At 66.1% G+C, this 25,732-nt stretch carries 22 protein-coding genes; 9 read left to right on the top strand and 13 right to left on the bottom strand.

The genetic code is table 11. The features are described from left to right. Positions 1-167 precede the first annotated feature (167 nt). Entirely contained in the window at positions 168-413 is a 246-nt protein-coding gene (locus AB3X10_RS00300; protein ID WP_369978057.1) for a hypothetical protein, read from the bottom strand. Between the two features lie 161 nt (positions 414-574). On the opposite strand from AB3X10_RS00300, the gene AB3X10_RS00295 reads away from it, so the two are divergent. Together AB3X10_RS00295 and AB3X10_RS00290 are read left to right on the top strand one after the other, a co-directional pair. After that, positions 575-1,003: a Dabb family protein gene (locus tag AB3X10_RS00295; protein WP_369978055.1), complete on the top strand. Its 429-nt coding sequence runs from the start codon at positions 575-577 to the stop codon at positions 1,001-1,003. A 109-nt stretch (positions 1,004-1,112) separates the two neighbouring features. Further along, positions 1,113-1,538, top strand: coding sequence for a hypothetical protein (locus AB3X10_RS00290; protein ID WP_369978053.1), 426 nt, complete (start codon positions 1,113-1,115; stop codon positions 1,536-1,538). A 72-nt stretch (positions 1,539-1,610) separates the two neighbouring features. Here the strand turns inward: AB3X10_RS00290 and AB3X10_RS00285 are convergent, their stop codons facing one another. The 9 genes from AB3X10_RS00285 to AB3X10_RS00245 all read right to left on the bottom strand — a co-directional run bounded on the left by AB3X10_RS00285 (position 1,611) and on the right by AB3X10_RS00245 (position 14,107). Continuing rightward, positions 1,611-1,961, bottom strand: a complete 351-nt coding sequence (locus AB3X10_RS00285) for a SymE family type I addiction module toxin (RefSeq protein WP_369978051.1) — start codon at positions 1,959-1,961, stop codon at positions 1,611-1,613. 419 nt (positions 1,962-2,380) lie between these two features. Then, entirely contained in the window at positions 2,381-3,214 is an 834-nt protein-coding gene (locus tag AB3X10_RS00280; protein ID WP_369978049.1) for an AbiJ-NTD4 domain-containing protein, read from the bottom strand. 69 nt (positions 3,215-3,283) lie between these two features. Further along, positions 3,284-4,015, bottom strand: coding sequence for a hypothetical protein (locus tag AB3X10_RS00275; protein ID WP_369978047.1), 732 nt, complete (start codon positions 4,013-4,015; stop codon positions 3,284-3,286). A 58-nt stretch (positions 4,016-4,073) separates the two neighbouring features. After that, positions 4,074-4,712, bottom strand: a complete 639-nt coding sequence (locus AB3X10_RS00270) for a hypothetical protein (protein WP_369981981.1) — start codon at positions 4,710-4,712, stop codon at positions 4,074-4,076. 72 nt (positions 4,713-4,784) lie between these two features. After that, positions 4,785-5,108, bottom strand: coding sequence for a hypothetical protein (locus AB3X10_RS00265; protein WP_369978045.1), 324 nt, complete (start codon positions 5,106-5,108; stop codon positions 4,785-4,787). A 110-nt stretch (positions 5,109-5,218) separates the two neighbouring features. Beyond that, positions 5,219-5,800, bottom strand: coding sequence for a hypothetical protein (locus AB3X10_RS00260; RefSeq protein ID WP_369978043.1), 582 nt, complete (start codon positions 5,798-5,800; stop codon positions 5,219-5,221). A gap of 82 nt (positions 5,801-5,882) precedes the next feature. Continuing rightward, entirely contained in the window at positions 5,883-6,983 is a 1,101-nt protein-coding gene (locus AB3X10_RS00255; RefSeq protein WP_369978041.1) for a type I restriction endonuclease, read from the bottom strand. A gap of 149 nt (positions 6,984-7,132) precedes the next feature. Beyond that, the gene (locus AB3X10_RS00250; RefSeq protein WP_369978039.1) at positions 7,133-10,960 is read right to left on the bottom strand and encodes a LamG-like jellyroll fold domain-containing protein; all 3,828 of its coding nucleotides are present in this window, start codon (positions 10,958-10,960) and stop codon (positions 7,133-7,135) included. Positions 10,961-11,332: 372 nt separating this feature from the next. Further along, a complete protein-coding gene (locus tag AB3X10_RS00245; protein WP_369978037.1) occupies positions 11,333-14,107 on the bottom strand; it encodes a TonB-dependent receptor in 2,775 nt (924 codons plus the stop codon). A 299-nt stretch (positions 14,108-14,406) separates the two neighbouring features. Between AB3X10_RS00245 and AB3X10_RS00240 the strand changes: the two genes are divergently transcribed. Both AB3X10_RS00240 and AB3X10_RS00235 read left to right on the top strand, forming a co-directional pair. After that, complete coding sequence (locus AB3X10_RS00240; RefSeq protein WP_369978035.1) at positions 14,407-15,429, top strand: PfkB family carbohydrate kinase; 1,023 nt, start codon at positions 14,407-14,409, stop codon at positions 15,427-15,429. 466 nt (positions 15,430-15,895) lie between these two features. Continuing rightward, positions 15,896-17,149, top strand: coding sequence for an SGNH/GDSL hydrolase family protein (locus tag AB3X10_RS00235; protein WP_369978033.1), 1,254 nt, complete (start codon positions 15,896-15,898; stop codon positions 17,147-17,149). 164 nt (positions 17,150-17,313) lie between these two features. Here AB3X10_RS00235 and fabV read toward each other — a convergent pair whose 3' ends face one another. From fabV to AB3X10_RS00220, 3 genes are all read right to left on the bottom strand, one after another. Further along, positions 17,314-18,519 (bottom strand): enoyl-ACP reductase FabV, encoded by a 1,206-nt coding sequence (gene fabV / locus AB3X10_RS00230; protein WP_369978031.1) that lies wholly within the window; start codon positions 18,517-18,519, stop codon positions 17,314-17,316. A 353-nt stretch (positions 18,520-18,872) separates the two neighbouring features. Further along, positions 18,873-19,505 (bottom strand): response regulator, encoded by a 633-nt coding sequence (locus tag AB3X10_RS00225; protein ID WP_369978029.1) that lies wholly within the window; start codon positions 19,503-19,505, stop codon positions 18,873-18,875. Continuing rightward, on the bottom strand, positions 19,502-20,602 hold the full coding sequence (locus AB3X10_RS00220; RefSeq protein WP_369978027.1) for a sensor histidine kinase: 1,101 nt from the start codon (positions 20,600-20,602) through the stop codon (positions 19,502-19,504). The genes AB3X10_RS00225 and AB3X10_RS00220 overlap by 4 nt, the downstream gene beginning before the upstream one ends. 212 nt (positions 20,603-20,814) lie before the next feature. On the opposite strand from AB3X10_RS00220, the gene AB3X10_RS00215 reads away from it, so the two are divergent. From AB3X10_RS00215 to dld, 5 genes are all read left to right on the top strand, one after another. Then, positions 20,815-21,396, top strand: a complete 582-nt coding sequence (locus tag AB3X10_RS00215; RefSeq protein WP_369981980.1) for a methyltransferase family protein — start codon at positions 20,815-20,817, stop codon at positions 21,394-21,396. A 10-nt stretch (positions 21,397-21,406) separates the two neighbouring features. After that, on the top strand, positions 21,407-21,862 hold the full coding sequence (locus tag AB3X10_RS00210; RefSeq protein WP_369978025.1) for a DUF2214 family protein: 456 nt from the start codon (positions 21,407-21,409) through the stop codon (positions 21,860-21,862). A gap of 102 nt (positions 21,863-21,964) precedes the next feature. Next, complete coding sequence (lldR, locus tag AB3X10_RS00205; RefSeq protein ID WP_369978021.1) at positions 21,965-22,822, top strand: transcriptional regulator LldR; 858 nt, start codon at positions 21,965-21,967, stop codon at positions 22,820-22,822. An 11-nt stretch (positions 22,823-22,833) separates the two neighbouring features. Beyond that, positions 22,834-23,994, top strand: a complete 1,161-nt coding sequence (lldD, locus tag AB3X10_RS00200) for an FMN-dependent L-lactate dehydrogenase LldD (RefSeq protein WP_369978019.1) — start codon at positions 22,834-22,836, stop codon at positions 23,992-23,994. A gap of 13 nt (positions 23,995-24,007) precedes the next feature. After that, complete coding sequence (dld, locus tag AB3X10_RS00195; protein ID WP_369978017.1) at positions 24,008-25,726, top strand: D-lactate dehydrogenase; 1,719 nt, start codon at positions 24,008-24,010, stop codon at positions 25,724-25,726. Positions 25,727-25,732 lie beyond the last annotated feature (6 nt).

The raw sequence follows: 25,732 nt of genomic DNA, 5'->3' as shown, positions 1-25,732 counted from the left end.
TGCGACGCGACCAGGCGATGCAGCGGGAACTGTTTAGTGCCGGTAGGCGTTGCGCTCTTGCTCATGGGAACCTGGCTGCAGTGGCAGGCCAGGATGCAAAACCACCAACGTCCGCTTGCTGCGTTGCTTCTGGTCTGGACCCTGCTATCGGCGTTTCCAGCCGCCGTTCAGTAGCACTTCGCCGTTGCGTCCAGGAAGAACTGCACGTCATGCGCCTGGCACCAGGCCTCCAGCTCGGCCTTGAACACCGGCCACAGCGCTTGCGCCCACGCCGGCGCGCTCTGCGCCCAGGCGTGCTCGGTGGGCGCGAACACGGTCGACACGCCCATCGTGAAGTCCAGCACGAACGCACCACCCGGGCCGGTGCAGACCAGTTCTTCTTTCCAGCGCGGTTGGAATTGGAATGTGCTCATGGGCAATGATTGATTGGAGCGATCCTCGACCAGCGGCTGTCGGCCGTCAAGGATAGACCCTGAAAAGAGAGGCCAGGCTGACTTCCTTTCAAGTGAACTTGGCCACGTTCTTGCCGTCCTATACTCGCAGGCCCGCAGACTATGAACGGAAGGGCCCGATCATGACCGATCGCACGCGCCGAGATCTCATCATTGCCGCCACCGCGTTGGCTTCCGGCGTGGTGGCCGCCAGCTCCCGCGCGGCCACGCCCACGTCGGCCAACAAGGCGGCGTTCCCGCCGGTCGTGCACCACGTGTTCTTCTGGCTGAAGAACCCGGATTCCAAAGAGGATCTAGCCAAGCTGCTAGCCGGTTTGCGAACGTTGGCCGGCATCGACACTGTACGCGGTATCCACATCGGCGTGCCGGCGGAGACCGAGCAGCGCGGCGTCGTCGATGGCAGCTACAGCGCCTCGGAACTCCTGTTCTTCGACGATGTGGCCGGACAGAACGCCTATCAGGTCCATCCCGTTCACAAGCAGTTCGTCGCCGAGTGCGAGCACCTGTGGCAACGCGTGGTCGTGTATGACGTCAAGGCCGCCGCGCCGTAGCGCGTTTGCGACTAGAAGTGCACTCTGACCCCATACTTTGGAAATGTGCTCAGGTTGACTTCTTAAGTGAACTTGGCCCTGAGGTTCTGCAAATCCTATAAGGAAGCCTATGAAAGCCTCGACAATTGGCTTAGTCGTGGTAGCAAGTGCCGTGAGTGCGATCGTCGGCGGCGTGGTGGGCGGTAGTTATTCACTTTCGCGTACCGAAGCGTCTGCCGCCGCCTGGCACTGGTTGGACGCATCGGCCATGCTCGCCAACGCCAACGGATCGCCGAAGGACGCGGAGCAGCAGCGGGATTCGCTGAACGCGAACTTCGTGGCGCAAACTCGCTTGCTGGCAAGCACTCTGGGTGAGGTGAAAGACGATGCTCTGCAGGCTCGGGTGATCGAGCGGGCCAAGGCGCTCTCTGCCCATCCCGATTCGATTGCCGAAACATCGCTGACCTTGGAGCAACGGAAAGAAGCGTTGACGGCGCTCTCCTGTCTTGCCGGGGTCACCGATGGTGAGTCCCTGCAACGGTGTGCAAAGGGCTGATTCGATTACAAGCGAGAAGAAGCGAAGAATCGTTCCTTCTTTAGCTTGGCCGCATCGCGAAACACAGCCTGTTCAGTCCTTGCCGACCAAGCTCACCACCAGTTCGCCGTCGCGCACGCGCACGTGCAATTTCTTGCCGATAGCGAAGCCCAGTTCTTCCATCCAGCGGCCGGCCAGGCGCAATGCGGGCATGCGCTTGCCGTTGGCGGCATGGCCGCAGCCCACGGTGCAGTGCTGCGGCGGTCGCGTACGGCGCGGGGCGCGTTGCTGGCGGGCGAGATCGGCAGCGTCGGCTGCGGCGATCTGTTCGGGCGTCAGCATGGGAATTAGCTCGGAATCGACGATGGTCCAGTTCGGGCAGCAGGTTGCCTTGCGCGTGGCACGCTTGCGCGCAGGGGCGGGACGGGATGACGGTGGATGCATGGCGAAGCCCTCCTTGACGGCCAGAAACCGCCGCCAACCGGCGACGGGATGTCGGGAGGTTAGAAACCGCTAAGAGACGGCGGGCGTATTTCCCCGAAGGGTGTTGTATTAGCCGCCCTCCCGACGTAGATATCGCGTCGGCTTGTACCTGAGCAACAGGCACAAAAAACCCACCGGTTTGTCGGAGGTGGGTACCGCTCTTAGAGGAGTTTCTACGCTCCTTGGGGATAAAGATTGCTACTGGCTTCATTGGATGTCAAGCCGTGGAAGAGCACGTCGCAGAGGTAAAAGTGAACCTGACCCCGGTATCGTCGCACGCAAGAAAAGTGCACTCTGACCCTGTTTTTCGAAGCCGCCTAACACCTGGGTAGGCCGCGCAGCGAAGCGGCGTCGGCTTGAACGAATTGTTAGCTGACGGCCTATGTCCTCGATTTCTCGATTAGGTAGTTCGCAAAGGCTGTACACGCAACCAGCATGAACTTGGAGTCCGCGAACGTGAGCGACGGTTCTTCGAGCATTGCATGCCTGATTCCCCCAGAGTCCGAGGTGTAGCCGTAAAGCTTAGCCAGCGCCGAACGTAAGGCGGGGTGAATCACACCCTTGTCTTCAAGTGGCTTAAGCGTTTGACCCAATGTGGCAGATGAGTCTCCAGTGAGTTCCTTGCAAAGCGACTCGAGTGCGCTGATGGACTCTTTAATTGAGTTGCGGTGATCAGGGGCAGCCCGATCAGACAACATCTGGAGTGCAGCTTTGAAGTGTCTGACCGCGCCGGCATTGAGCTGACGACTGCCTAATGCTTGCTCAATGCTCTCTAGCTCCTCGGGCGCAGTTATTGGTGTGATGCACCCTTCAATAATCCGATATCCCGAAAGGTGCTCCTCAAGCACGCGATTGGCGAACCTCTGAAGTGATGCTTCAATACCGTCCGGAGCGTACAAAATGACGAACTCAATAAGGTCGTAGCACTCATTCCAGCTTGCCTTGAAGTACCACTCCCTGATGAACTCGACCGCGTCTTCGAAGTACTTTGGCGAGTGATCGACTGGCACGTGGAAGAACCTGTGCCAAAGCTGATAGACAAGCAGCTGGAGATTTGACTTCTTTACGTGCCCGTAATCGAGTCGGTTCTCGAATGTCGACCAGACAACGATGTGCAGTGCGTCCCAAAGAGCGTTACGCAGCGGTGGATCTATATCCTGAGTCTGGATCAGGCTCTTGACTGGCTTTAGACCCATTCGTTCAGAAAACGACATACCCTCGCCCCTGTCAGCTAATACCTAAGTTATGCGGCGCCGCGAAGCGGCGTCGGCTTGAATGAATTGTTAGCCACCGCTCTCGAGGATACCCATGAGGATACGAACATCGCGAACGATACGCTCGTGCGGACCAGAGTGGTTTCTGGGGCGATCATAGATGACTTTTGGTGAGAGGCGTACGCGAACACGAAGCTCCGGCTTGCGGCCATTGTGGTAGAGGTTCCAAAGACTCTGGTGCAGTTGGTAAAGAAAGCACGACAACTGCCACATCTCCTCTACTTTGCCCTTACCGTAAAGGCTTTGAACGTTTGCATGGCCGTGCGCTTGACGGTGCGCCAAGTATTGGTGCCGTACTGGCATGATTGCTCGATCGTAAACAAGTCGGCGCCTAGCCACGGCACGCCGAATGCGCCGAATGTCACTCGAGTTGAGAACGTGTGCATTAGCTACATAGTGCTTCAGCCGGGCAGGATCTGAGAAGCTGCCCGCTGCCTTTCTCGCGGCTAATGAAACGCGAGAGAACACACTCATATCGTGCTCCATTGAGGCAATTAGTGCCTCAATGTTGTAGGGCGACTTAAGGTCGAACACGCGCCCCAGAGCAACATACGCGGAGGACTGAAATGACGCGTAACAAGTGCGCCAGAAGGTCGGAGTGCGATTCAGGGCCCTCAGTAAGTTCTTTGATTTCGACGCCGCATGCTGGATTGCCATCTCCGCGTACACGTAGCTAGCAATCACGGTCACCTCGAGATCGAGGTTGTTGAGCTGTTTCTCAAAGTCGTGAACTGGTCGCATGCGGTGCCTAACGCTTGAATAAGCCGAGCCGTGTAGAGCTTTCGGCTTGAATGAGTTATTAGAGCGCACCCGCGGATGGTGCAGGGCGCTCGAACTTCTTGAGCTTATAGACCAGAAGCCGAGCCCCACTCTCATCCACAAACTCCTCATACATAACGGTCGAGTCTCGGTAGTGCAAGTCGATGCGGTTCAGAACTTTGCGCAACGAAGCCAGCATCAACTCAACCCGCTCACGACTGACTCCGCTAAGAGGGTTGGATGCGCGGTCAGTAAGGTAGTCGTGGTCTTGGTGCGCAATGCGCTTGTTGCGATGCTCACGTGCAAACTCGGCCGCAGCCACAGCGTGCGCGCAGAGGTCCGCAATTTCCCCTTTAAGCACAGGGTCGCTGATCAAGGCGGGTAGTGACTGGATCGTCAGATTCTTACTTTTTCCGGTCTTAGGAGGATCAGTCATCCTGGATATACCGAGCAGGACGCTGTCCCAAATTTCATCTTGAACAATCTTGAAAAATAGGCCAGCCGTCCGATTTAGTAGGTAAACGGTCTCGCTGTCCGTGCCGAATAGCTGACGATACTGCTGCCAGACAATATGGAGCTCCACGAGTTTTCGGTAGAGCTGAAAGAACGCAGCGCCTAGATCCTCACCCATGGATGAGATGTAATCGCTTTTGATTTCTGCTTCAGTCCGCGTACTGATCATCTGTGTGCTCTAACGTTTGAGTTAAGCGGCGCCGAAGCCGTCCACCTTGAACGAATTGTTAGGGCGTAATTACTTGCGCGACAAGTAGGCAAGTCCTGCAAGGGTCATGCTGCCGATCACCGCCATTGCACCAACAACTGCACCTTTAGCAAAGCCAGCTTCTTGGCCACGAACGTATCCCTTTTCCTCGCCAGCCGTGTAGGCTTTGAATTCGCCCGTGCGATCGGCAGACGAAATGAAATCTTCCGCTGCTTTGGACATTTCAGGCTCTTTCATCATACGCTCGAGTAGAGCTTTCGCTGCTTCCGGAGTAAGTCGACTCAGATCTGCAAACTCTTTCAACTTTTCCGAATTATTAAGTATGTCTTTTGCATTATTTGGGATGTCGCTCACTTTGAGCTCCTTTCGATTGGTGAGAACTGCGCTGTAGCCCTAGCACCTGAGTTAAGCTGCAGAAAAGGGGTCAGGTTGACTTTATAAGTGAACCCGACCCCGTTACTTGTTTAATGGCTAGTCTTCCCATTAGCTATGAAGACAAGCCAACCTAAAACTCCAATACATGCAGCCAACATAATTAGCGCAACCCACCACAGGTCAAACGGCTCTGCGCGACGAGCTACCAGGGTTCCAGCAATATATGTAAATCCGATTAGTCCGGAAAAAAGCGATGAAAGCAATAAGACTTTTAGGCCACCGCTGTCCAAATTTAAAAGAGACGCCAGTATGACGAATACCAGCAAGCCAACCATAAAAGCTAGCAGCGAGCTTGCAAATTGGGTTAAGCGCTCCTCCATATGGTCAAGGCTAGACGCTAGGAAGCGAAGATTCACATTAAATCTGCTGAGCACGGTGATTGTGCAGCCAATCGCCAAATAAACAAAAAACACCAGGCCGAACGCATTGAATGACATGAAGTCACTTAATAGGTCTGACGCCCAATGCGCCTTAGACCAGCCTCGCTCCGTAGCCTTCGCTTGCCAGACCAGGAACAAACCGACAATCAACCCACAAAAGCCAAAGAAGGGTAGATCCTTCCTCAGCTCTGCCTGGAGACGTGAAAGAGCTTCTTTTACCTCACGGTCCATTTTCAGGTTCCTGGCGCGCTAGCATAGTATTTAGCCAACTGCGAAGCAGCATCAGATAATGTGTCGAATCCCGGATAACGGCTTACTCACGCGGCAAATATGACGACACCATCGACCTAATTTGCTCGGCATGGTTGTAGATGTCATCTGGCGATTCGATGTTGACAATCTCTTCTTCCTTGTTCTGATTGAACAAACCGAGCTTGAGCTTTTCCAGATTGTTAAAGCGTAACCTGCAAATGGGCCTTCTGTTGTTGTCGTCAAGGAGAATCGCGCAGTAGCTCATCGCATCCCGCATGACGATACGCTTGGTGCTGACCAGCTCCCGCACGATTGCGCGAACGATATGGAACCCCTCCACCTCTTCCTGAGACGTTACCGACTGCGGCTCTGCCGTGGATGGCGGAACCGCCGCCTCTGCTGTGGCAGCGACTGGCGCCTGAACAAGGTCGGGAACCGATAGGGACTCCGGCGACATAGCGCCTTTCAGCCGCTCGTTTATTTTCTCGCCAACGAGCTGCTCGAAAGCGCGGCGAGTGATAAACGTGAACTGATCTCTCACTGCTGGCGTGAATCTGCGCGTCCCGATTAGATCTGAAGAAACAAGCCGCACGAACTCTTCGGATGGTTGCGCCATCCATTCGGCGAGGCGTGTCTGAATGGCCCGCGTATATTTCAGCTCGTTCGCCGTGGTCAGTATCGCGTCCAGATCGAATGCGGTCTTCGCGAACTTTTTGAGTTCATCGACATCGCGTTCCTTGAAGTCGAGGATGTTGAACTCGAAGAATGGCTTTTCGTCCATCTTGTTGGGCTGCTCCAGATCGGTGAAGAACCGATAGAGCAATCCATTGGTGAGCACGCCAAAGCGCGCTTCGGTCACATGGAAGTAGCGAAAGAGTTGCGCCGCATGGTTGATGCTTAGGTCACCGCCTGCTTTCTTGCACTCGAACAAGATGATTGGCTTGCCGTCGCGCAAGATGGCGTAATCGACCTTCTCGCCTTTCTTGGTGCCGATATCGGCCACGATCTCTGGCGTGACTTCGAGTGGGTCGAAGACGTTGTATCCAAGGATCTGGATCAGAGGCATCACCATTGCGTTCTTGGTGGCCTCTTCGGTTTGAATCATCGCGCGCGTGCTAACGATACGCGCAGCGAGCAGGCGCAGTTGGTCAATAAAGTCCATGGATGTCCCTTCCCCCCGAATTGACGATCCCGTTGTATCACGACTTGCAGCGGCGCTGGGAGACAAATGGCGTCACTCTCAAGCGACGCGTTCGACTCTTCCCGCCAACTGCATTATTGGTGTTCGTTACCTGCTTATAGACCTCTCGATCAAGGCAGCTGCGTCGAGTTATTGAGTTGCGTAACCTCTGCAATCTCATTTTCCGTCACCACCCGCAATCGGCCGCCCTTGGCGCCACTGCGAGGTACCACTAACCGCACATTCGCAGTCCGCGGCTCCAAATCCCGCGGCGCCTCCAAAGCAGCAAACGCCACCCGCGCCAGTTCCCGGCCACGCGCGTCTTCCAGCACCACGAATCCCGCCGGCGCATCCGCATGGCCCAGGCTGTGCACGGTGACCTCGATGGCGTCGCCAGTCACCCGCACATCGCCACGCCCGATTCCCAGATCCGGCCGCTGTTCGACCGGCACCGCGGCAGGCGCGATCAATTCAAATTCCATCACCACCGTCTTGCCGGCCGGGAATTCCACGTCCACCGCCCCGCTCTTCTCGAACGCGAATTCGCGCGTGGCGGGCTTGCCGTCGATGCGTCCGTCGCCATCGCGATCGAGGCCCGAACGCATGCGCCATTGCCCGGCGGCGACGTTCCAGCCGGTCATCTGCGCCCGCTGCAGCTTGCCGCTGGTGTTGTAGCCAATGACGGTGAAGCGGTCCTGGCGCGGTTTGGGCAGCAGCAGGGCGACCTGCACGGCGCCTTCGGGGTCGGCGAAGCGCCAGCTGACGGTGTGGCCGGGGTAGGTCTGGTTGCGCTTGAGGGCCACGCCGCCCAGGCGGGCGCGCTGCAGGTTCACGGTGGGCGATTCGACGCGGTCGCTCCACCAGTGGCCTTCGGTGTTCATGTAGAAGCTCTGCAGCTTGTCGCGGGTCTCGGCGCGGTACAGGGTTTCCAGCCAGCGGGGGTCGCCGTTCTGTTCCCAGGCGACATGATTGGCGAAGTCCGGGGTGTCGCCAGCGTTCGCGTCGGCCGCCGCCTTGGCGAGGTCGGCGCCCCAACTGTCGCGCTTGCCGAGCACGTCGAGGACGTTTTCGTTGAGCAGCGACAGGCCGTTGGGGCCGGCGTTGGCCACGCGGTAGTCGATGGGCTTGAGGTAGCGCGCCTCGCCGGTCCAGCGGTAGGCGGCCCAGAAGGTGTGCAGGGTGTCGGCGCCGCCGCTGCCTTCGAACAGGTCGCCGCCGCGGGTCTTGCCGGTTTTCCAGTTGATCTCGTTGGGCAGCGCCCATTGGCCCTTGGCGTTGGTGTAGGCGTGGGCCAGGTAGCCGTCGGCCAGGCCGGTGACGATGCGGCGGCTGTTGGGATCGGCGTTGTAGCCGCCGAGCAGCATGGCTGGGTGCAGGATCGGGAACGAGTAGGGTTTCTGCCACTGCCAGTTCGGCTCGCGGTAGACCTTGCGCCCGCCGAACCAGTTGCTGGCGAACAGCAGGTGGCCTTGCGGGTTGACCTGGATGATGCGGTCGAAGGCCTTCACCGTGCGCATCAGCCGCTCCACCGTCAGCGGGTCGCCCCAGTTGAGGTAGAGCATGGCGCTGTTGATGTTGATGCCTTCCTCGTAGGAATGCAGTTCGTCGGTCTCGATGGTGGACAGGCCGTCGGTGAACATGCCGTTGCGGTAGTTGGCGTCGGACAGCGCGGTGAGCGAGGCGTTGAGCTTGTCCGGGTCCACGCCCATCAGGGCCACGCCGGGCCATTGCTGGGTGAGGTCGGAATCGTCGGAGATGCCGCCGCCGAAATCGCCGTAGGCCACCTGGCGCTGGTCGATCCACCAGTTGATATAGCGGCGCGTGGCCTTGAGGTCTTCCAGCTGCCAGAACGCCCAGGCCGGCACGCCCTTGGGCGGGGTGGGCAGCTGCACCGGCAGCGCGCCCTGGTTGCCGTAGCTGATGTCGTTCCAGTATTCGCGGCCGAGCGCGTTGTCCGGGTCCACGCGCAGCAGGTCGTTGATGTCGGCATCCAGGCGCGCGTACAGCAACTGGCGCTTGGAGGTGGTGTGTTCCTCGACCAGGAAGCCCCAGTTGTCCTTGACCTGGTTGAAGCGGTCGGCGATGTGTTCGGCCTTTGCCTGGTCGCGCGGCTTGAACAGCAGGCGGATCTGCGTGCCGTCCAGCGCGCGCGCATCGAAGCCCGGCGCGGCGGAGGCGATGCTGAGCATCAGGCTGTCGTTGCCGAGGATGCGGTCGCGCAGGTCCAGCCACAGCGTGCGCGCCTGGCCGGGTTTGACCGACACCGACACGTCGAGCATGTCGCGCGCCGGCCAGATCGGGTCCTTGACGCGGAGGTTGAGCGGGATCAGGCCATCGTGGGTGGCGGGCAGGTCCAGCGCCGGCAGGTCGATGGCGATGCCGTCCATGCCGTCGTGCATGTTCTCCCAGCCGTAGGACCAGCTGCGCATCAGCGGTTGGTCCGGCGGGGCGTCGCCGAGGCTGGAGGGGATCAGCACGTGCACGATGGGCAGCGGCGGCGTAGCGGGTTTTTCATCGCCGCGCTTGCGCGCCGGCGCCTTGCTCGGCAGCGCGACCACGGTGCTGCGTTCGGCCGGCGGATAGCGGCCGGCGATGTAGCCGCGTAGCGCGGCGAGGTTGGCGTAGTCGGGTGCGATGTCGCTGCGCACGGTGTAGCTGAGGGTGGCGCTGGGAGCGGACGGCGGTGCGCCGGCGCTGACGTCGTAGGCCCAGATTTCCTGGATCGGGGTTTCCTGCGCGGTGTTGGTGAAGCGCAGGTGGCCGCCGCGGCGGCGTTCGAACTGGTCGACGCTGCGCACGGTGCCTTGGCTGCGCTGGAACAGCGGCGCGGGTGTTTCGCCGGCGGCGGCGTAGCTGGCCTGGCCGTAGGCGGCGCCGCGCAGTTCGATGCGGTTGAACGGTTCGTCCGGTAGCGCCAGGTCCAGCGCCTTGCCGCCTTCGACGTAGACGTTCCAGTCCGGCAGCTGGAAGTAGTCGTCGCGGCCGGGCAGGCGCGAGCGGTTGTAGACGCCGGGCCAGGTGGTCTCGGCGATGCCGTCGGTGGCCTTCCACATCCACTGCTTGAGGTCCTTGGCGTCGGCGAACTCGACCTTGCGGATGCGGGTGGATGGTGCGTCCAGCACGGGCGGTGCGCGGCCGTGGTCCCAGCCGTAGCGGTGCAGCCAGGCGTTGCGCGCGGCGGGCTCGGGCGGCGCTTCGGCGCTGCGCGGTTCCTGCTGGCGCGCCAGGGCCGCGGCGCCGGCGGCGTCGAGCATGCGGTCGTAGACGCGGATCTCGTCGACGTCGCTGCCGCGCAGGAAGTTGTAGCGGCTCTGCACCTGGTGCGGGGCCATCACCCGCCCGGCCAGGCCGAGTTGGTCGAGCGCGGCGTCGAAGTCGAGCGAGCCGCCGTCGGCGCAGGCCTGCGCGCAGTCGACGCGCGCGGCTTCCTTGCCGTCCACGTACAGGCGCACGCCGCGGGTTTCGTCCCAGGCGAAGGCGAGGTGGGTCCAGGCGCTGGCGCTTGGGTTCTTGTCGAGGGTGAACGACACGCGGGTGCGCGCCAGGTTGGCGTCGGTGACGAAGGCGTCGAAGCCGTGGCCGTTCCAGTCGATGCGCAACCAGGCCATGTCCCAGCTGCTGTGGTCGGCGTAGCCGACGCGGAAGATCACGAACGGCGCTTCGCCCACCGGATAGCGTGAGCGCCAGAAGAAGGACAGCGTGCCGCGTTGGGTGTAGAGGTTGCCGGGGGCGTTCCAGGCGAGCACGCCGTCGTCGGCCCATTCGATCGCCTGGCCTTTGACGCCGGTGGGGACGAGGGCGACCTTGTCGCGGAAGTTGGGTTTTGCGTCGCCCTGGGCGATGTCGGCGTCGAAGCCGTGGTCAGCGGAGACGCGGAACAGGAGGTCGGGGGCGGTGGTGGTGGGTGCGGCGAAGGCGGGGGGTGCCAGGCAGGACAGGATGGCCAGGCAGTGGGCCATGGTGCGGTTGGCGGTGTTGCGGGGCGGTTGGCGTGGGCCGGCCGGCACGGTGCGGCGCGTGGGCGGTGCGATCTCGTGCGACGGTGGGTGTCTGTCGCGGCTGAAGCCGCTCCTACAGGGGGCGACGGCGGGCGTTGTCGGTAAGGCGCGTCGCGACTGAAGTCGCTCCCACAGGTTGGTCATGGCGCCGGCGGCGCGGGCCGCGGCGCGGGTGGCGCTGCGGCGGATTGCCTCTTTCATGTCGCTCCTTTGCGATCGCCGTGTGCGCGTGCCGCCGCGTGGCGATCCTCCCTACCCCCGATCCGGCGAGTATGCAGGCAGCGGCGCGCTGCCGGTGCCGCGCACAGGGCGCGGCACCGGCGGACGCACGGCTCAGAACTTGTAGCGCACGCCCAGCAGGTACTGGCGGCCGGTCTCGCTGTACTGCAAGGGCAGCTGCGAGGTCGAGCCGACCCATTCGTCGGACGGTTCGTTGGTCAGGTTGATGCCTTCCAGGCTCAGCTCCAGGTGGTCGTCGATCTTCCAGCTGATCGAGGCGTCCACCGTGTTGACCGCGGTCATGCCGTGCACGTCGAAGCCGGTTTCGGTGGCCGGCACCTGGGTCAGGTACTTGTCGCGGTGGGTGTAGGACACGCGCGCGCTGAGCTGCTCGCCTTCGTAGAACAGGGTGCCGTTGTACGAGTTCTTGGACAGGCCGGTCAGGTCGGTTTCCAGCGAAGCGGCACCGGTCGAGGTCAGGTACTGGATCTTCGAATCGACGTAGGTGTAGTTCAGCTGCAGGCCGAGGTTGCTCCACTTGCCCGGCAGGAACGCGAAGGGCTGGGTGTAGTTGAACTCGGCGCCCTTCAGGTCGCCGCCCGGGGTGTTGAGCGGCACGCTGAACACGAAGTCGTCGGTGACGCTTGCGCCGGTGCCCTCGAGCAGGCTGGCCGGCAGGCCGCTGGACGAGTACGGCTGCACCACGCGGGTGGTCTGCACGAAGCTGTCGATGTCCTTGTAGAACACCGCCAGGCCCAGCATCGCGCCTTCCTGGAAGTACCACTCGAAGCCCAGGTCGGCAGTCTTGGCGCGGATCGGCTCCAGGTCTGGGTTGCCGCCGCTGACGGTGCGCGCACCGCCGGAGACGTTGACCGTGACGCCCGGGGTCAGGCTGCCCAGGCCCGGGCGCGACATCACCTTGGCCGCGCCGAAGCGCACCAGGAAGTCCGGCGAGATCTCGGCGACCAGGTTCAGCGAGGGCAGCGTGTCGTTGTACTCGCGGTTGACCGTGGTCTGCACCAGCGCGCTGCCGACGGTGGCGTAGCCGGTGGATTCCTGTTTGGTCTTGACGTAGCGCACGCCGAGGTTGCCGTTGACCGGCACCGGGCCGATGTCGAAGCCGAACTGGCCCATCAACCAGGCGCCGCGGTCCTTCTCCTCGACGCTGCGCGTGTTCACTGCGCGCTCGGCCAGGGCGAAGGTACCGGTGCCGCTGTAGATGTCCAGCGCGTTGGCCACCGCGTCCAGGTCCGGCACCACCCAGCTGCCGGGATGGCCGCTGACGCCGCCGAGGCTGGCCAGTTCGGTCATGTTGATCGGCACGATGCGGGTGCCGCCGGCGAAGGTCGGCACCGACACTTCCGACGCGCGGCGCAGTTCCTTGGTCTTGAACGTGTAGTCCTTGGCCAGCACGCCGCCGCGCAGGCTGAAGCCCGGGCCCAGGGTCCACTCGAAGTTCAGGCTGCCGGTGTCGAAGGTGTTTTCCACGTACTGCGGACGCAGGCGGATCTCGGCCAGGGTCCAGCCGCTGCCGTCGGTGGGATCCACGCCGTAGTTGAACACCGGCGAGCGGCTGTTGCCGCGGTAGTCGTACGAGTAACCGTCGACGTTGAGCTTGTCCATGATGATGGTGGTCTGGATCGGGTTCTCGTGCTTGGAGCTGGAGGTACCGATCTGGCCGTCGATCTTGAACACGTCGCTGAACTTGTGCTCGCCGTTGAGGGTGAGCTGCTTGAACACGGTATTCCACTCGTCGTAGCGCTGCTCGGAGCGGATATCCACATCGTCGAACTCGCCGTACAGCAGCGCGCCGGTGTTCGGGTCGATGTAGCCGTTCTTGACGATGGTCTGCGGCTTGCCGCCCTGCGAGGCGCCGCGGCTGAAGGAGATCGCCTCGATGTACTTCTCGGTGCGCTTGGCGTCGATCTTGGAATACAGGCCGTCCAGCGAGAACTCGGTGTCCTTGCCCGGCTTCCACTGCAGCGAGCCGGTCACGCCGGTGCGCTTCTGCTCGTGCTCCATCAGCGTGTAGCGCGGGAAGCGCGGGTGGAACACGTCGGCGCTGCGCGCGGCGGCGAACGGCGAGGCGGCGCTGAAGTTGCCGTTGCTCGGGCCGTTGGCCCAGCGCCCGCTGTTGCTGCCCTCTTCCAGGATCTGCCGCTCCGAGTACGCCACCGACAGCAGCGCGCCGAAGGTGCCGTCGGCCCAGGTGTTGGCGATCAGCCCGGCCACGCGCGGGTCGGCCTTCTCGGCCATGTCGTTGTAGCTGGCCTGGCCGCTGGCGGCCAGGGTGAAGCCGTCGTAGTCGAACGGGCGCGCGGTCTTCAGGTCCACGGTGGCGCCGAGCGAGCCTTCCTCGACGTCGGCCGAGGCGGTCTTGCGCACCACCAGCTGGGTGAACAGGTCCGAGGCGAACACGTTGAAGTCGAAGCCGCGGCTGCGGTTGGAGCCGCCGGACTGGTCCGAGCCGCCGACCGTGGTCAGCGCTTCCATGCCGTTGACCCGCACCCGGGTGAAGTCCGGGCCGAGGCCGCGCACCGAGATGTTGCGGCCTTCGCCGGCGTCGCGGGTGATGACCACGCCGGGGATGCGCTGCAGCGATTCGGCCAGGTTGAGGTCGGGGAAGTTGGCGATGTCCTCGGCCACGATGGCGTCGACCATGCCGGTCTCGCCGCGCTTGAGGTCCAGCGCCTTCTCCACGCTGGCGCGGTAGCCGGTGACGGTGACCGTGTCGAGCTGGGTGGCCGGTTCCGTGGAGCCGGTGGTGGCGGGCGCGGGGTCCTGCGCGGGGACGTCCTGTGCCTGGACGATGCCGGCCTGCAGGGCCAGACCGATCGAGAGCGCGAGCAAGGTAACCGGTGTCTTCCGGCGTGCGGTACGAGATTGCATGTCCTCCCCTCCCAAGGGTTACATGAACTGCGTGATATTTCGGGGTGTTGCCGCGGATGACACCGCTGGTCAAAACCGACGTTAACAGTTGCGAAACATTGCGGCATCTTGCAGCGCAACAGAAAATGGCCAGGATTTGCGGGCTTTCGGCACAAAGCCGTGCCTGGCGCGGCATGGCCGGCCTAGTGCGGCGGGGTTTGCCGCCGCGTAAAATGACACCGATAGTCAAACCACTTGGCCGTGGCGGCCGTTCCCGGCATGCTTGGTCCCCTCTTCGCGCGACCAGGATGTTCCCTGCCATGACCCCCTCCCGCATCGTCTGCTTCGGCGAACTGTTGCTGCGCCTGGGCGCCCCCGGCCACGAACGCCTGCTGCAGTCGCCGCGCCTGGACGTGCACGTGGGCGGCGCCGAGGCCAATGTCGGCGTGTCGCTGGCGCATTTCGGCCACGACGTGGCGATGGTCAGCGTGCTGCCGGACAACCCGCTGGGCGAGGCGGCCGCCGGCGAGCTGCGCCGGCACGGCGTGGACACCCGCGGCGTGCGCTTCGTGCCCGGGCGCATGGGCCTGTACTTCCTGACCACCGGCGCCGGGCACCGCCCCAGCGAAGTGACCTACGACCGCGCCGGTTCTGCATTCGCGCTGGCCGAGGCGGAGGCCTACGACTGGCCGGCGCTGCTGCACGGGGCGCAGTGGCTGCACCTGTCCGGGGTGACCCCGGCGCTGGGCGAACGCGGCGCGGCCGCTGCGCTGGCGGCGGCGCGCAGCGCTCGCGCGCTGGGCGTGCGCGTGTCGTTCGACGGCAACTACCGGCCCAAGCTGTGGGAGGCCTGGAACGGCGACGCGCCGGGCATCCTGCGCCAGCTGCTGGCGCAGGCCGACGTGCTGTTCGCCGACTACCGCGACCTGGGCGTGGTGCTGGGCCACCAGTATCCGCAGGACAGCGCGCAGGCGCGGGTGGAAGCCGGCGCGCGCGACGCCTTCGCCGCGTTCCCGCAGCTGCAGGCGATGGCCTGCACCCAGCGCGTGGCGCACAGCGTGGACCATCACAGCCTGGGCGCGCTGCTGCTGCGCCGCGACGGCCGCGTGGCGCAGGCGCCGACCGAGGAGTTGACCGGCATCGTCGACCGCATCGGCGGCGGCGACGCCTTCGCCGCGGGCGTGCTGCATGGCCTGAGCCAGGACTGGGACGACACCGCCACGATCCGCTTCGGCCTGGCCGCCGGCTGCCTGAAGCACTCGGTGCCGGGCGATTTCCATCCGCTGGGCGCGGCCGACGTGCAGGCCTGCGTGGGGACGGCGCGGTTCGATGTGAAGCGGTGAAAAGCCGGGATTGGGGAGTTGGGATTGGGGATTCGTAAGAGCGCTGGTTGCGGCGTTTTTGCGTGTGACCTGGCGTTGCTGGCGATTCGTGATTCCTGTCGCGGCTGAAGCGGCTCCTACAGGGAACAGCGCGCGCGCTTTTTGTAGGAGCGGCTTCAGCCGCGACAGGAGTCGCAATGCCAAGACGCCCATGCAAAACGCGGCATCGACGCCACCACGAATCCCGAATCCCTAATTTCGAATCCCCGCCTTTACAGGAACGGCTCCAGCCGCGAGCTGCGACACGCTTCAGGTACCGGGCGGTTTCCATGTGCGGATTGGCGCGGACCTTCCTGCAATGCCCGGCGCAGTGGCTGTCTTGGTTTCCCGCGTCGCGCCGGGGACCGGCGGTTCTCGCTAGACTGCAGGCCCTTCCGGCCATTTCCCAGACCTTCATGGACGCTTCCCGTCAGGCCGTCGTGCGCCCATGAGCCGCATCTCGATCGCCGCCGCCTTCGTCGCCGCATTGCTGGGCGGCGCATGCCCCCGCCCCTCCTACGCACAGGCGGCGTTGGCTCAGCCGGGATGGATCGCCAGCTGGGCCACCAGTCCTCAGGTCGGGGAAGCCGATGCGGAAGAGCCACTGGCGAACATCGACGGGCAGACGGTGCGGCAGCGGGTGCGCATGTCCGTGGGCGGTGCCCGGTTGCGGGTCAGATTGTCCAACGAACTCGGTTCGTCGCCGCTGACGATCGGTTCGGCATCCGTCGCCGTGGCGACGGATGCTTCGACCGTGGAACCGGGTTCGCTGCGCCCGCTCACTTTCGGCGGGAATTCCTCCGTCAGCGTTCCCGCAGGCGCCCCCGTGCTCAGCGATCCGGTCGAACTGCAGGTCGCGCCGGGCGCGCAGGTCAGCATCAGCCTGTTCTTTCCGGAACGGGTCACGTCCAGCACGCTGCACTCCCTGGCGCTGAAGCACGCCGTGGTGAGCGTGCCCGGCGACCACACGCGAGAGACAAGTATCGCGCCGGCCGCGACATCCACCTCGTCCATCGCGCTCACCTCGGTGCTGGTGCCGCAGGTGCGCTCGCAGCGGTTGCTGGTGGCATTCGGAGATTCGATCACCGACGGTGCGGGATCCACCACCGACGCGGACCGCAGCTGGCCGGCGCAATTCGCGCAGCGCGTGGCGGCGGCCGATCCCGGTTTGTCCGTGGTGAATGCCGGGATCGCGGGCAATCAGTTGCAACATGAAGGGTACGGCGCAAGCGGCTTGGCCCGCTTCGACCGGGATGTCCTGTCGCTGCCGGGCGTGACGCATATCGTGCTCCTGGAAGGGATCAACGACATCGCCGCGCCAGGGGTCAAGATCGGTTCGCGTTACTTTGCGCCGCCGACGGAGGTCAGGACCGCGGAGCAAGTCATCGGTGCCTACCGGCAACTCATCGCGCGCGCGCACGACCATGGGATCAAGGCGATCGGCGCAACCCTGACGCCCTTCGCCGGCGCTACGGTCCCCGGCTTTTACTCGCCGCAGAAAGAGGCGGCGCGGCAGGCGGTCAACGCCTGGATCCGCAACAGCGGCGCGTTCGATGCAGTGATCGATTTCGATGCGGTCCTGCGCGATGCCGAGCATCCGCTCCAGCTTCAAGCCCGCTTCGCCTCGCGCGACCGGCTCCACCCCAACGATGCCGGCTATGCGGCCATGGCGGACGCGATCGACATCGCTGTTTTCCGCTGAGCGCGGCGGCCGAAGATCGGTGCCGGCCGTGCGGCTGACGCCGCTCTACAGGGGAGATGCACGCTTGTGTAGGAGCGGCTTCAGCCGCGACAGGCACTCACAGAAAAACGGCCGGCATCGCTGCTGGCCGCATCCCCAATCCCGCCATCCCGAATCCCGGCTCTCTACAGCTCGATGCAATCGAACCGCACGTCCGGATCCACGTCGGCGTCGTAGTCCACGTCCTTGCGCTCGAAGCCGAACAGCTTGAGGAACTCGTGCTTGTAGCCGGCGTAGTCGGTGAGCTGGAACAGGTTCTCGGTGGTGACCTGCGGCCACAGCGCCTTGCAGGCGTCCTGCACGTCGTCGCGCAGTTCCCAGTCGTCCAGGCGCAGCCGGTTCTGCTCGTCGGTGGCCGCCGGCTGGCCGTCCTCGCGGTACAGGCGCTCGCGGTACAGGCGGTCGAGCTGGTCGATGGTGCCTTCGTGCAGGCCCTTTTCCTTCATGATCTTGTAGACCATGGAGATGTACAGCGGCATCACCGGGATCGCCGCGCTGGCCTGGGTCACCACCGACTTGAGCACCGCCACGTTGGCGGTGCCGCCGTTGCGCTGCAGGCGCGCGTCCAGGCGCTGCGCGGTCTGGTCCAGGTCCACCTTGGCCTTGCCCAGCGCGCCATGCCAGTAGATCGGCCAGGTGATCTCGGTGCCGATGTAGCTGAAGGCCACGGTGCGCGCGCCCGGGGCGAGCACGCCGGCGCCTTCCAGCGCGTCGATCCACAGTTCCCAGTCCTGGCCGCCCATCACGGTGACGGTGTCTGCGATCTCCTGCTCGGTGGCCGGCTCGATCGAGGCCTCGATGATCGTGTCCTTGTTGGTGTCGATCGCGGTGGCGGTGTAGGTCTGGCCGATCGGCTTGAGCGCCGAGCGCTTCACTTCGCCGGTATCGGGCAGCTTGCGCACCGGCGAGGCCAGCGAATACACCACCAGGTCGACCTGGCCGCCCATCTCGGTCTTGACCAGTTCGATCACCTGCGCGCGCGCGGCGTCGGAGAACGCGTCGCCGTTGATCGACTTGCTGTACAGGCCCTGCGCCTTGGCGAATTTGTCAAAGGCAGCGGAGTTGTACCAGCCGGCGGTGCCGGCCTTCTTGTCGCTGCCCGGCTTTTCGAAGAACACGCCCAGCGTGTCGGCGCCGAAGCCGAACGCGGCAGTGATGCGCGAGGCCAGGCCGTAGCCGCTGGAGGCGCCGATCACCAGCACCTTCTTCGGCCCGTCGCCGCGGACGCCGCGCGCGCGGGTGGCCTCGATCTGCTCGAGCACGTTGCGCTCGCAGCCGAGCGGATGCGTGGTGGTGCAGATGAAACCGCGAACTTTCGGGTGGATGATCAACGTGGTGTCCTCTCGGCAAGATGCCCCGCGGCATCTTAATGTCTGCGGCGCGCGTGCAGAAGGGCCGGGTGCAGCAGACGGCATCGTATGGAGGCGCCGCCGCATGCGGCGGCTGTCTTGGTGCGGACCTGTGAGACTGGGCGCTGGACTGGCACGGCTGATGGATGGAACGTGTTCCGAGCATGCCGCTTTGGCTGCAGCCGTCGCGGGTCTGCGCGTCGCGACTGAAGTCGCTCCCACACTGAAGACGAGGGCTGCGGTATTCCTGCAGCGGGCGTTGCCTTTGTGGGAGCGACTTCAGTCGCGACTGCATCCACCGCCGGTCTCGCGACACGCGTGCCGTGTCCGCCCGCTCAGATGATCCGCAGCGTGATCGCCTTGAGCACCGCGCGGGTGCGGTCGCGGGTGCCGAGCTTGTCCAGGATCGTGGAGACGTAATTCTTCACCGTGCCCTCCGCCAGGAACAGGCTGCGCGCGATCTCCTTGTTCGAATAGCCGCCGGCGAGCAGGCGCAGGATCGCCACTTCGCGTTCGTTGAAGGTGTCGCGCGGGGCGTCCTCGTCGCGGTAGCGGTAGCGCGCGCGCACCGGGTCGGTGCTGACCGGCTGCAGCAGGGTCTCGCCGGCGGCCACGCGCACGATCGCGTCGCGCAGGTCCTCGGGCGCGGCGTCCTTGAGCAGGAAGCCCTGCGCGCCGGCGTCGGTGGCGCGCAGCAGCAGGTCGGCGTCGTCGAAGGTGGTGAGCAGCAGCACCGGGGTGGCGTCGCCGCGCGCGCGCAGCTGTTGCAGGGCCTGGATGCCGTCCATGCCGGGCATGCGGATGTCGCTGAGCACCACGTCCACCGGCGTGGCCGCCAGCGCGGCCAGCAGCGCCTCGCCGTCGCCGGCCTCGCAGGCCACGGCGATGCCCTGGGTCTGCAGCAGCGCGCGCAGGCCGGCGCGCACCAGGACCTGGTCGTCGGCCAGGGCGACGCGCAAGCCGCTCACAGCGGCAGCCTTGCGGTCAGCTGCATGCCGCCCAGCGGCGTGCGGCCCAGCTCGAGGCGGCCGCGCAGCGCGGCCAGGCGCTCGCGCATGCCGGCGATGCCGTTGCCTTCCTGGATGCGCTCGGCGCGGCGGCCGTCGTCCTCGATGTCCAGGCGCAGCTGCGCATCCTCGTGGCGCAGGCGCACGCGCACCTCGCCGGCATCGGCATGCCGCGCGGCGTTGGTCAGCGCTTCCTGCACCAGCCGCAGCAGGGTCTCGGCCAGTTGCGGGTCGGTGATGCGCACGCCGGGTTCGATCTGCAAGTGCAGCTGCGGCCGCGGGAACGGCGCGGCCAGTGCGCGCAGCGCGGTTTCCAGGTCCAGGCCGCGGTCGTCGCGCAGCGACTGCACCACGTTGCGGATGTCGGCCAGCAGTTCGCCGGACAGGCGCTCGACCGCGCCGAGTTCCTCGCGCCGCGCCAGCTCCGGGTCGGCGAGCAGCAGGCGCAGGTTGATCCGCATCGCGGTCAGCTTGTGCCCGGCCACATCGTGCAGCTCGCGCGCCAAGCGCAGGCGTTCGGCATCGCGCGCGCTGTCGGCCAACAGCGCGCGCGTGGCCAGCAGGTCGGCGTTGACCCGGGCCAGCGCCTCGCGGGCGATCTCGGTGGTGCGCGCGTAGTGCGCAGTCAGGGCGGCGAAGGCGTGGAAGCCGGCGTAGATCAGGGTGGTCAGCAACGCACGCTTGAAACCAGCCGTGGACAGCAGCAGGAACGTGCCCAGGTTGGCCAGGATCGCCAGCGCCAAGACCCGGCGCGGCTCCCACAGCAATGCCACCTGCGCGACCACCACCACCAGCAGCACCGGTGCGGTGCCGACGCTCGGTTCCAGCCACACCAGGGCCAGCGCCGCGACGGCTTGCAGCCACAGCGCGGCATCGCGCAGACGCGGCGCGGGCAGGAATCGGTAGCCAAGCAACAACAGCACGAACAGGCCGGCCACCGGCCAACGCCAGGCCGCCGGCGCCTGCGGCTGCAGCTGGAACGACCACAGCACGGTCGCCACGGTGACCAGCCCGGCCAGGCGCTTGGGTTCGATCTGATCGTGCAGGAAGCGATACATGCGGCGCATGCTGACCGCGCACCGCCGCGCCGGCAATGGGGCCGGCGCCGAAAGTGACTTCCGGCAGGTCGGATCGATGACCAGCGGCCACTGTCCGCGCGCGCCGCCGCGGCCACACTGGCGCCAGGCCATCGCGGCGGCGGCAGGGCGTTCACCCAGCCGCAGGCGCAATGGCGTACACCGACACTGGCGCACTCCACGAGGACACGACGATGCACCTGAGCCTGCGACATCCCGATCTGCTGTTCATGCTGCTGGGCGCGTGCTGGGGCGGCTACGAGATGCTGCTCAGCCACCGCCGCCGCGCGGCCGATGGCGGCGCGCGCGACCAGGGCACGCTGCAGCTGCTGTGGCGCGTGCTGTACGCGGCGGTGGCGGTGGCGGTGCTGCTGTCCTTCCTGGGCGTGTGGCGCTATGCGCCGGCGTGGCAGGAACCGGCGCGCTGGCTGGGCTGCGCGCTGCTGGCCGGCGGCCTGGCGCTGCGGCTGTGGTCGATCCGGGTACTGGCGCGCTGGTTCACCGTGGACGTGACCATCCAGGACGGCCACCGGTTGATCCGCCACGGGCCGTACCGGCACCTGCGCCATCCCTCCTACACCGGCGCGCTGCTGGCGTTCTATGGACTGGCGGTCGGCCTTGGCAACGTGCTGTCGCTGCTGGCGATCGTGCTGCCGGTGACCTGGGCGTTCCTGCGCCGCATCCGCGTGGAGGAAGCCGCGCTGACCCAGGCGTTCCCGCGCGAGTACCCCGACTACGCCGCGCACAGCTGGCGCCTGCTGCCGTTCGTCTGGTGAGTGGCCGCCGATGCTCGCGCGCGACCTGCTGCTGGCCGTCCTCCATCACCTCGCGGTCCTGCTGCTGACCGTCGCGTTGGTGGTCGAGTGGACCCTGCTGCGCGAACCGCCGCAGGCCGCGCGGCTGGCGCGGCTGCTGCGCGCGGATGCCGCCTACGGGGTGGCGGCGCTGCTGATCCTGGTGGTCGGCGGCCTGCGCGTGCGCTACGGGCTCAAGGGCCCGGACTACTACCTGCACAACCCGTGGTTCTGGGCCAAGCTGGGCGTGTTCGCGGCGATCGGGCTGCTGTCGCTGCTGCCGACGCTGCGCCTGCTGCACTGGCGCCGGCAGGCACGCGTGCAGCCGGGATTCGTGCCGGCGCCGCCGCAGGTGGCCGCGTTGTCGCGCATCGTCTCCGTCGAACTGGTGCTGCTGGCGCTGCTTTTCGCGCTGGCGGCGACGATGGCGCGGTACGCGATGTTGTAATTGGTATGACCAATATCCCGGGATAGTCCGCCACAGGCGGTTGACCTGGCAGAGTGCGCCGCGATGTAATGGCCACCACTCGTTCTGTCGGCAGCCATTGGTATGACCAATTTATCGGCGCCTGCGAAGGCAGCCCCAGCGCGACGGCCGACGGCGCGCCGCGCCCCGCCCGCTCCGGCCCCGGACGCTGCCGCGCCCACTGCCGGCGGCACCCGCCTCAGCGATCGCGTCGCCGCGCAGCTGCGGGCGCTGATCGCGCAGCGCGGGCTGCAGGCCGACGCGCGCCTGCCGGCCGAGCGCGCGCTGGCGCTGGAACTGGGCGTGTCGCGCACCGCGTTGCGCGAGGCGATCGCCCAGCTCGCCAGCCAGGGCCTGCTGCGCGCGCGCGCCGGCGGCGGCACCTACGTGCAGCGTGCGCACACGCCCGAGGAACGGGTGGTGGCGCCGCTGCAGCCGTTCCTGCCGCTGCTGCAGGGCGATCCGGAATACCGCTTCGACGTGCTGGAGACCCGCCACGCGCTGGAAGGCGCCACCGCCTGGCATGCCGCGCTGCGCGCCACCGACGCCGACCGCGCGCGCATCGCCGCCGCGTTCGAGGCGATGCTGCAGGCGCATGCGCAGGGCGATGCGGCGGCCGAGGCGCGCGCCGACGCCGATTTCCACCTGGCCATCGCCGAGGCCGCGCACAACCGCGTGCTGCTGCAGGTGATGCGCGGCCTGTTCGACCTGCTGCAGACCAACATCTCGCAGAGCCGGCACAAGCTGTTCCAGTCGCCGCGCACCTTCGCCCCGCTGCTGGCGCAACACCGCGCGCTGCGCGACGCGATCCTGGCCGGCGAGCCGGAACGCGCGCGCGATGCCGCGCACGCGCACCTGGCCTTCGTGCACACCTCGCTGCGCAGCCTCGACGAAGACGAGGCGCGCCGTGCGCGCGCCTCGCGCCTGCCCTCCCCTCCCTGACGACCGCGCCGATGATCATTTCCGCCGCTTCCGACTACCGCGCCGCCGCCCAGGCGCGGCTGCCGCCATTCCTGTTCCACTACATCGACGGCGGCGCCTACGCCGAGCACACGCTGCGGCGCAACGTCGCCGACCTGGCCGACATCGCGCTGCGCCAGCGGGTGCTGCGCGACATGGCCGAGCTGAGCCTGCAGACCGAGCTGTTCGGCGAGCGCCTGGCGCTGCCGCTGGCCCTGGCCCCGGTCGGGCTGACCGGCATGTACGCGCGCCGCGGCGAGGTGCAGGCCGCGCGCGCGGCGGCGGCCAAGGGCGTGCCGTTCACCCTGTCCACGGTGTCGGTGTGCCCGATCGAGGAAGTGGCGCCGGCGATCGACCGGCCGATGTGGTTCCAGCTGTACGTGCTCAAGGACCGCGGCTTCATGCGCAACGCGCTGGAACGGGCCAAGGCCGCCGGCGTGACCACGCTGGTGTTCACCGTGGACATGCCCACGCCCGGCGCGCGCTACCGCGACGCGCACTCGGGCATGAGCGGGCCCAATGCGCCGCTGCGGCGCATGCTGCAGGCCGCGACCCATCCGCGCTGGGCCTGGGACGTGGGCCTGCTGGGGCGCCCGCACGACCTGGGCAACATCTCCGCCTACCGCGGCAGCCCGACCGGGCTGGCCGACTACATCGGCTGGCTGGGCGCGAACTTCGACCCGTCGATCTCGTGGAAGGACCTGGAGTGGATCCGCGAGTTCTGGACCGGGCCGATGGTGATCAAGGGCATCCTGGATCCCGACGATGCGCGCGACGCGGTGCGCTTCGGCGCCGACGGCATCGTGGTCTCCAACCATGGCGGGCGCCAGCTCGACGGCGTGCTGTCCAGCGCGCGCGCGCTGCCGGCGATCGCCGACGCGGTGAAGGGCGAGCTGAAGATCCTGGCCGACTCCGGCATCCGCAGCGGCCTGGACGTGGTGCGCATGCTCGCGCTGGGCGCCGACGCGGTGCTGCTCGGCCGCGCCTTCGTCTACGCGCTGGCCGCGGCCGGCCAGGCCGGGGTGGAGAACCTGCTGACCCTGGTGGAGAAGGAGATGCGGGTGGCGATGACGCTGACCGGGGCGAAGTCGATCGCGGCGATCTCGCGCGATTCGCTGGCGCGGGTCACGCGCGAAAGCACGGTGTCGCCATAGGGCCGGCGCGCGCATGAACGCTCCGGTTGCCGAAGCACGCCTGCTGCACCAGCTGCGCGACGCGGTGGGCCGCCGCCACGTGCTGGTCGGCGACCGGGCGACACGGCGCTTCCGCAAGGGCTACCGCTTCGGCGAAGGCCGGGTGCTGGCGGTGGCGCGGCCGGGCACGCTGCTGGAACTGTGGCGGGTGCTGCAGGCGGTGGTCGCCGCCGGCCGCATCGTCATCGTGCAGGCGGCCAACACCGGGCTCACCGGCGGCTCGACCCCGGACGGCGACGGCTACGACCGGCAGATCGTGTTGATCAGCACGCTGCGCCTGCAGGGCGTGCAGCTGCTGCACGACGGCCGCCAGGTGGTGTGCCTGCCCGGCGCCACCCTGGATGCGCTGGAGCGGCAGCTGCGGCCGCTGCAGCGCGAGCCGCATTCGGTGATCGGCTCCTCGTGCATCGGCGCCTCGGTGCTGGGCGGGGTGTGCAACAACTCCGGCGGCGCGCTGGTGCGGCGCGGCCCGGCCTATACCGAGCTGGCGCTGTTCGCGCAGCTCGGCGCCGACGGCGCGCTGCGGCTGGTGAACCACCTCGGCATCGCGCTGGGCGACACGCCCGAGCAGATCCTGGCCCGGCTGCAGGCGGGCGACTACGCCGCCGCCGACATCCACGACGACCCTGCCCTCGCCGCCTCCGACCCGGACTACGCCGCGCACGTGCGCGACGTGGACGCGGACACGCCGGCCCGCTTCAACGCCGACCCGGCGCGGCACTACGAGGCCTCCGGCTCGGCCGGGCGGCTGTGCGTGTTCGCGGTGCGGCTGGACACGTTCCCGCGCGAGGACAGTACGGTCTTCTACATCGGCAGCAACGCCACCGACGACCTGACCGCGCTGCGCCGCGGCCTGCTCACCGCCTTCGCGCGACCGCCGATCAGCGGCGAATACCTGCACCGCGACGCGTTCGACATCGGCGCGCGCTACGGCAAGGACACCTTCCTGCTGATCGACCGCTTCGGCACCGATGCGGTGCCCCGGGCCTTCGCGCTGAAGAGCCGCGTGGACGGCTGGTGCGAGGCGCTGGGCCTGCCCGGCCTGGCCGACCGCGCGCTGCAGGCCTTCACCGAGCTGCTGCCCGACCACCTGCCGCCGCGCCTGCGCACCTACCGCGACCGCTTCGAGCACCACCTGCTGCTGCGCGTGTCCACGCAGGACGCCGCGGCGACCGATGCATTCCTGGCCGGCCACTTCGCCGGCCGCGACAGCGGCGCCTACTTCCGCTGCGACGCGGACGAGGGCCGCAAGGCCTTCCTGCACCGCTTCGCGGTGGCCGGCGCGGCGGTGCGCTACCGCCAGGTGCATCGCGACACGGTCGCCGACATCGTCGCGCTGGACGTGGCGCTGCGCCGCAACGACCGCGACTGGCAGGAGACGCTGCCGCCGGAGCTGGAGCGCGCGCTGCTCGGCAAGCTCTACTACGGCCACTTCTTCTGCCACGTGTTCCACCAGGACTACCTGGTGCGCAAGGGCCACGATCCGCTGGCGATCGAGCACGCGATGTGGGAACTGCTGGACCGGCGCGGCGCCGAGTATCCGGCCGAGCACAACGTCGGCCACCTGTACCGCGCCAAGCCGGCGCTGGCGGCGTTCTACCGCGCGCTGGACCCGACCAACAGCTTCAATCCGGGGATCGGGCAGACGCCGAAGGGCAAGCACTGGCGCGCCTGCGACGGCGACCACGGCTGAGCGCGC

The organism is Xanthomonas sp. DAR 80977 (genome assembly GCF_041240605.1).
In the GTDB taxonomy this organism is placed as follows: Bacteria; Pseudomonadota; Gammaproteobacteria; order Xanthomonadales; family Xanthomonadaceae; genus Xanthomonas_A; species Xanthomonas_A bundabergensis.
The sequence above is the reverse complement of the archived record's forward strand: the minus strand, read 5'-3'. Positions and strand labels throughout refer to the sequence as shown.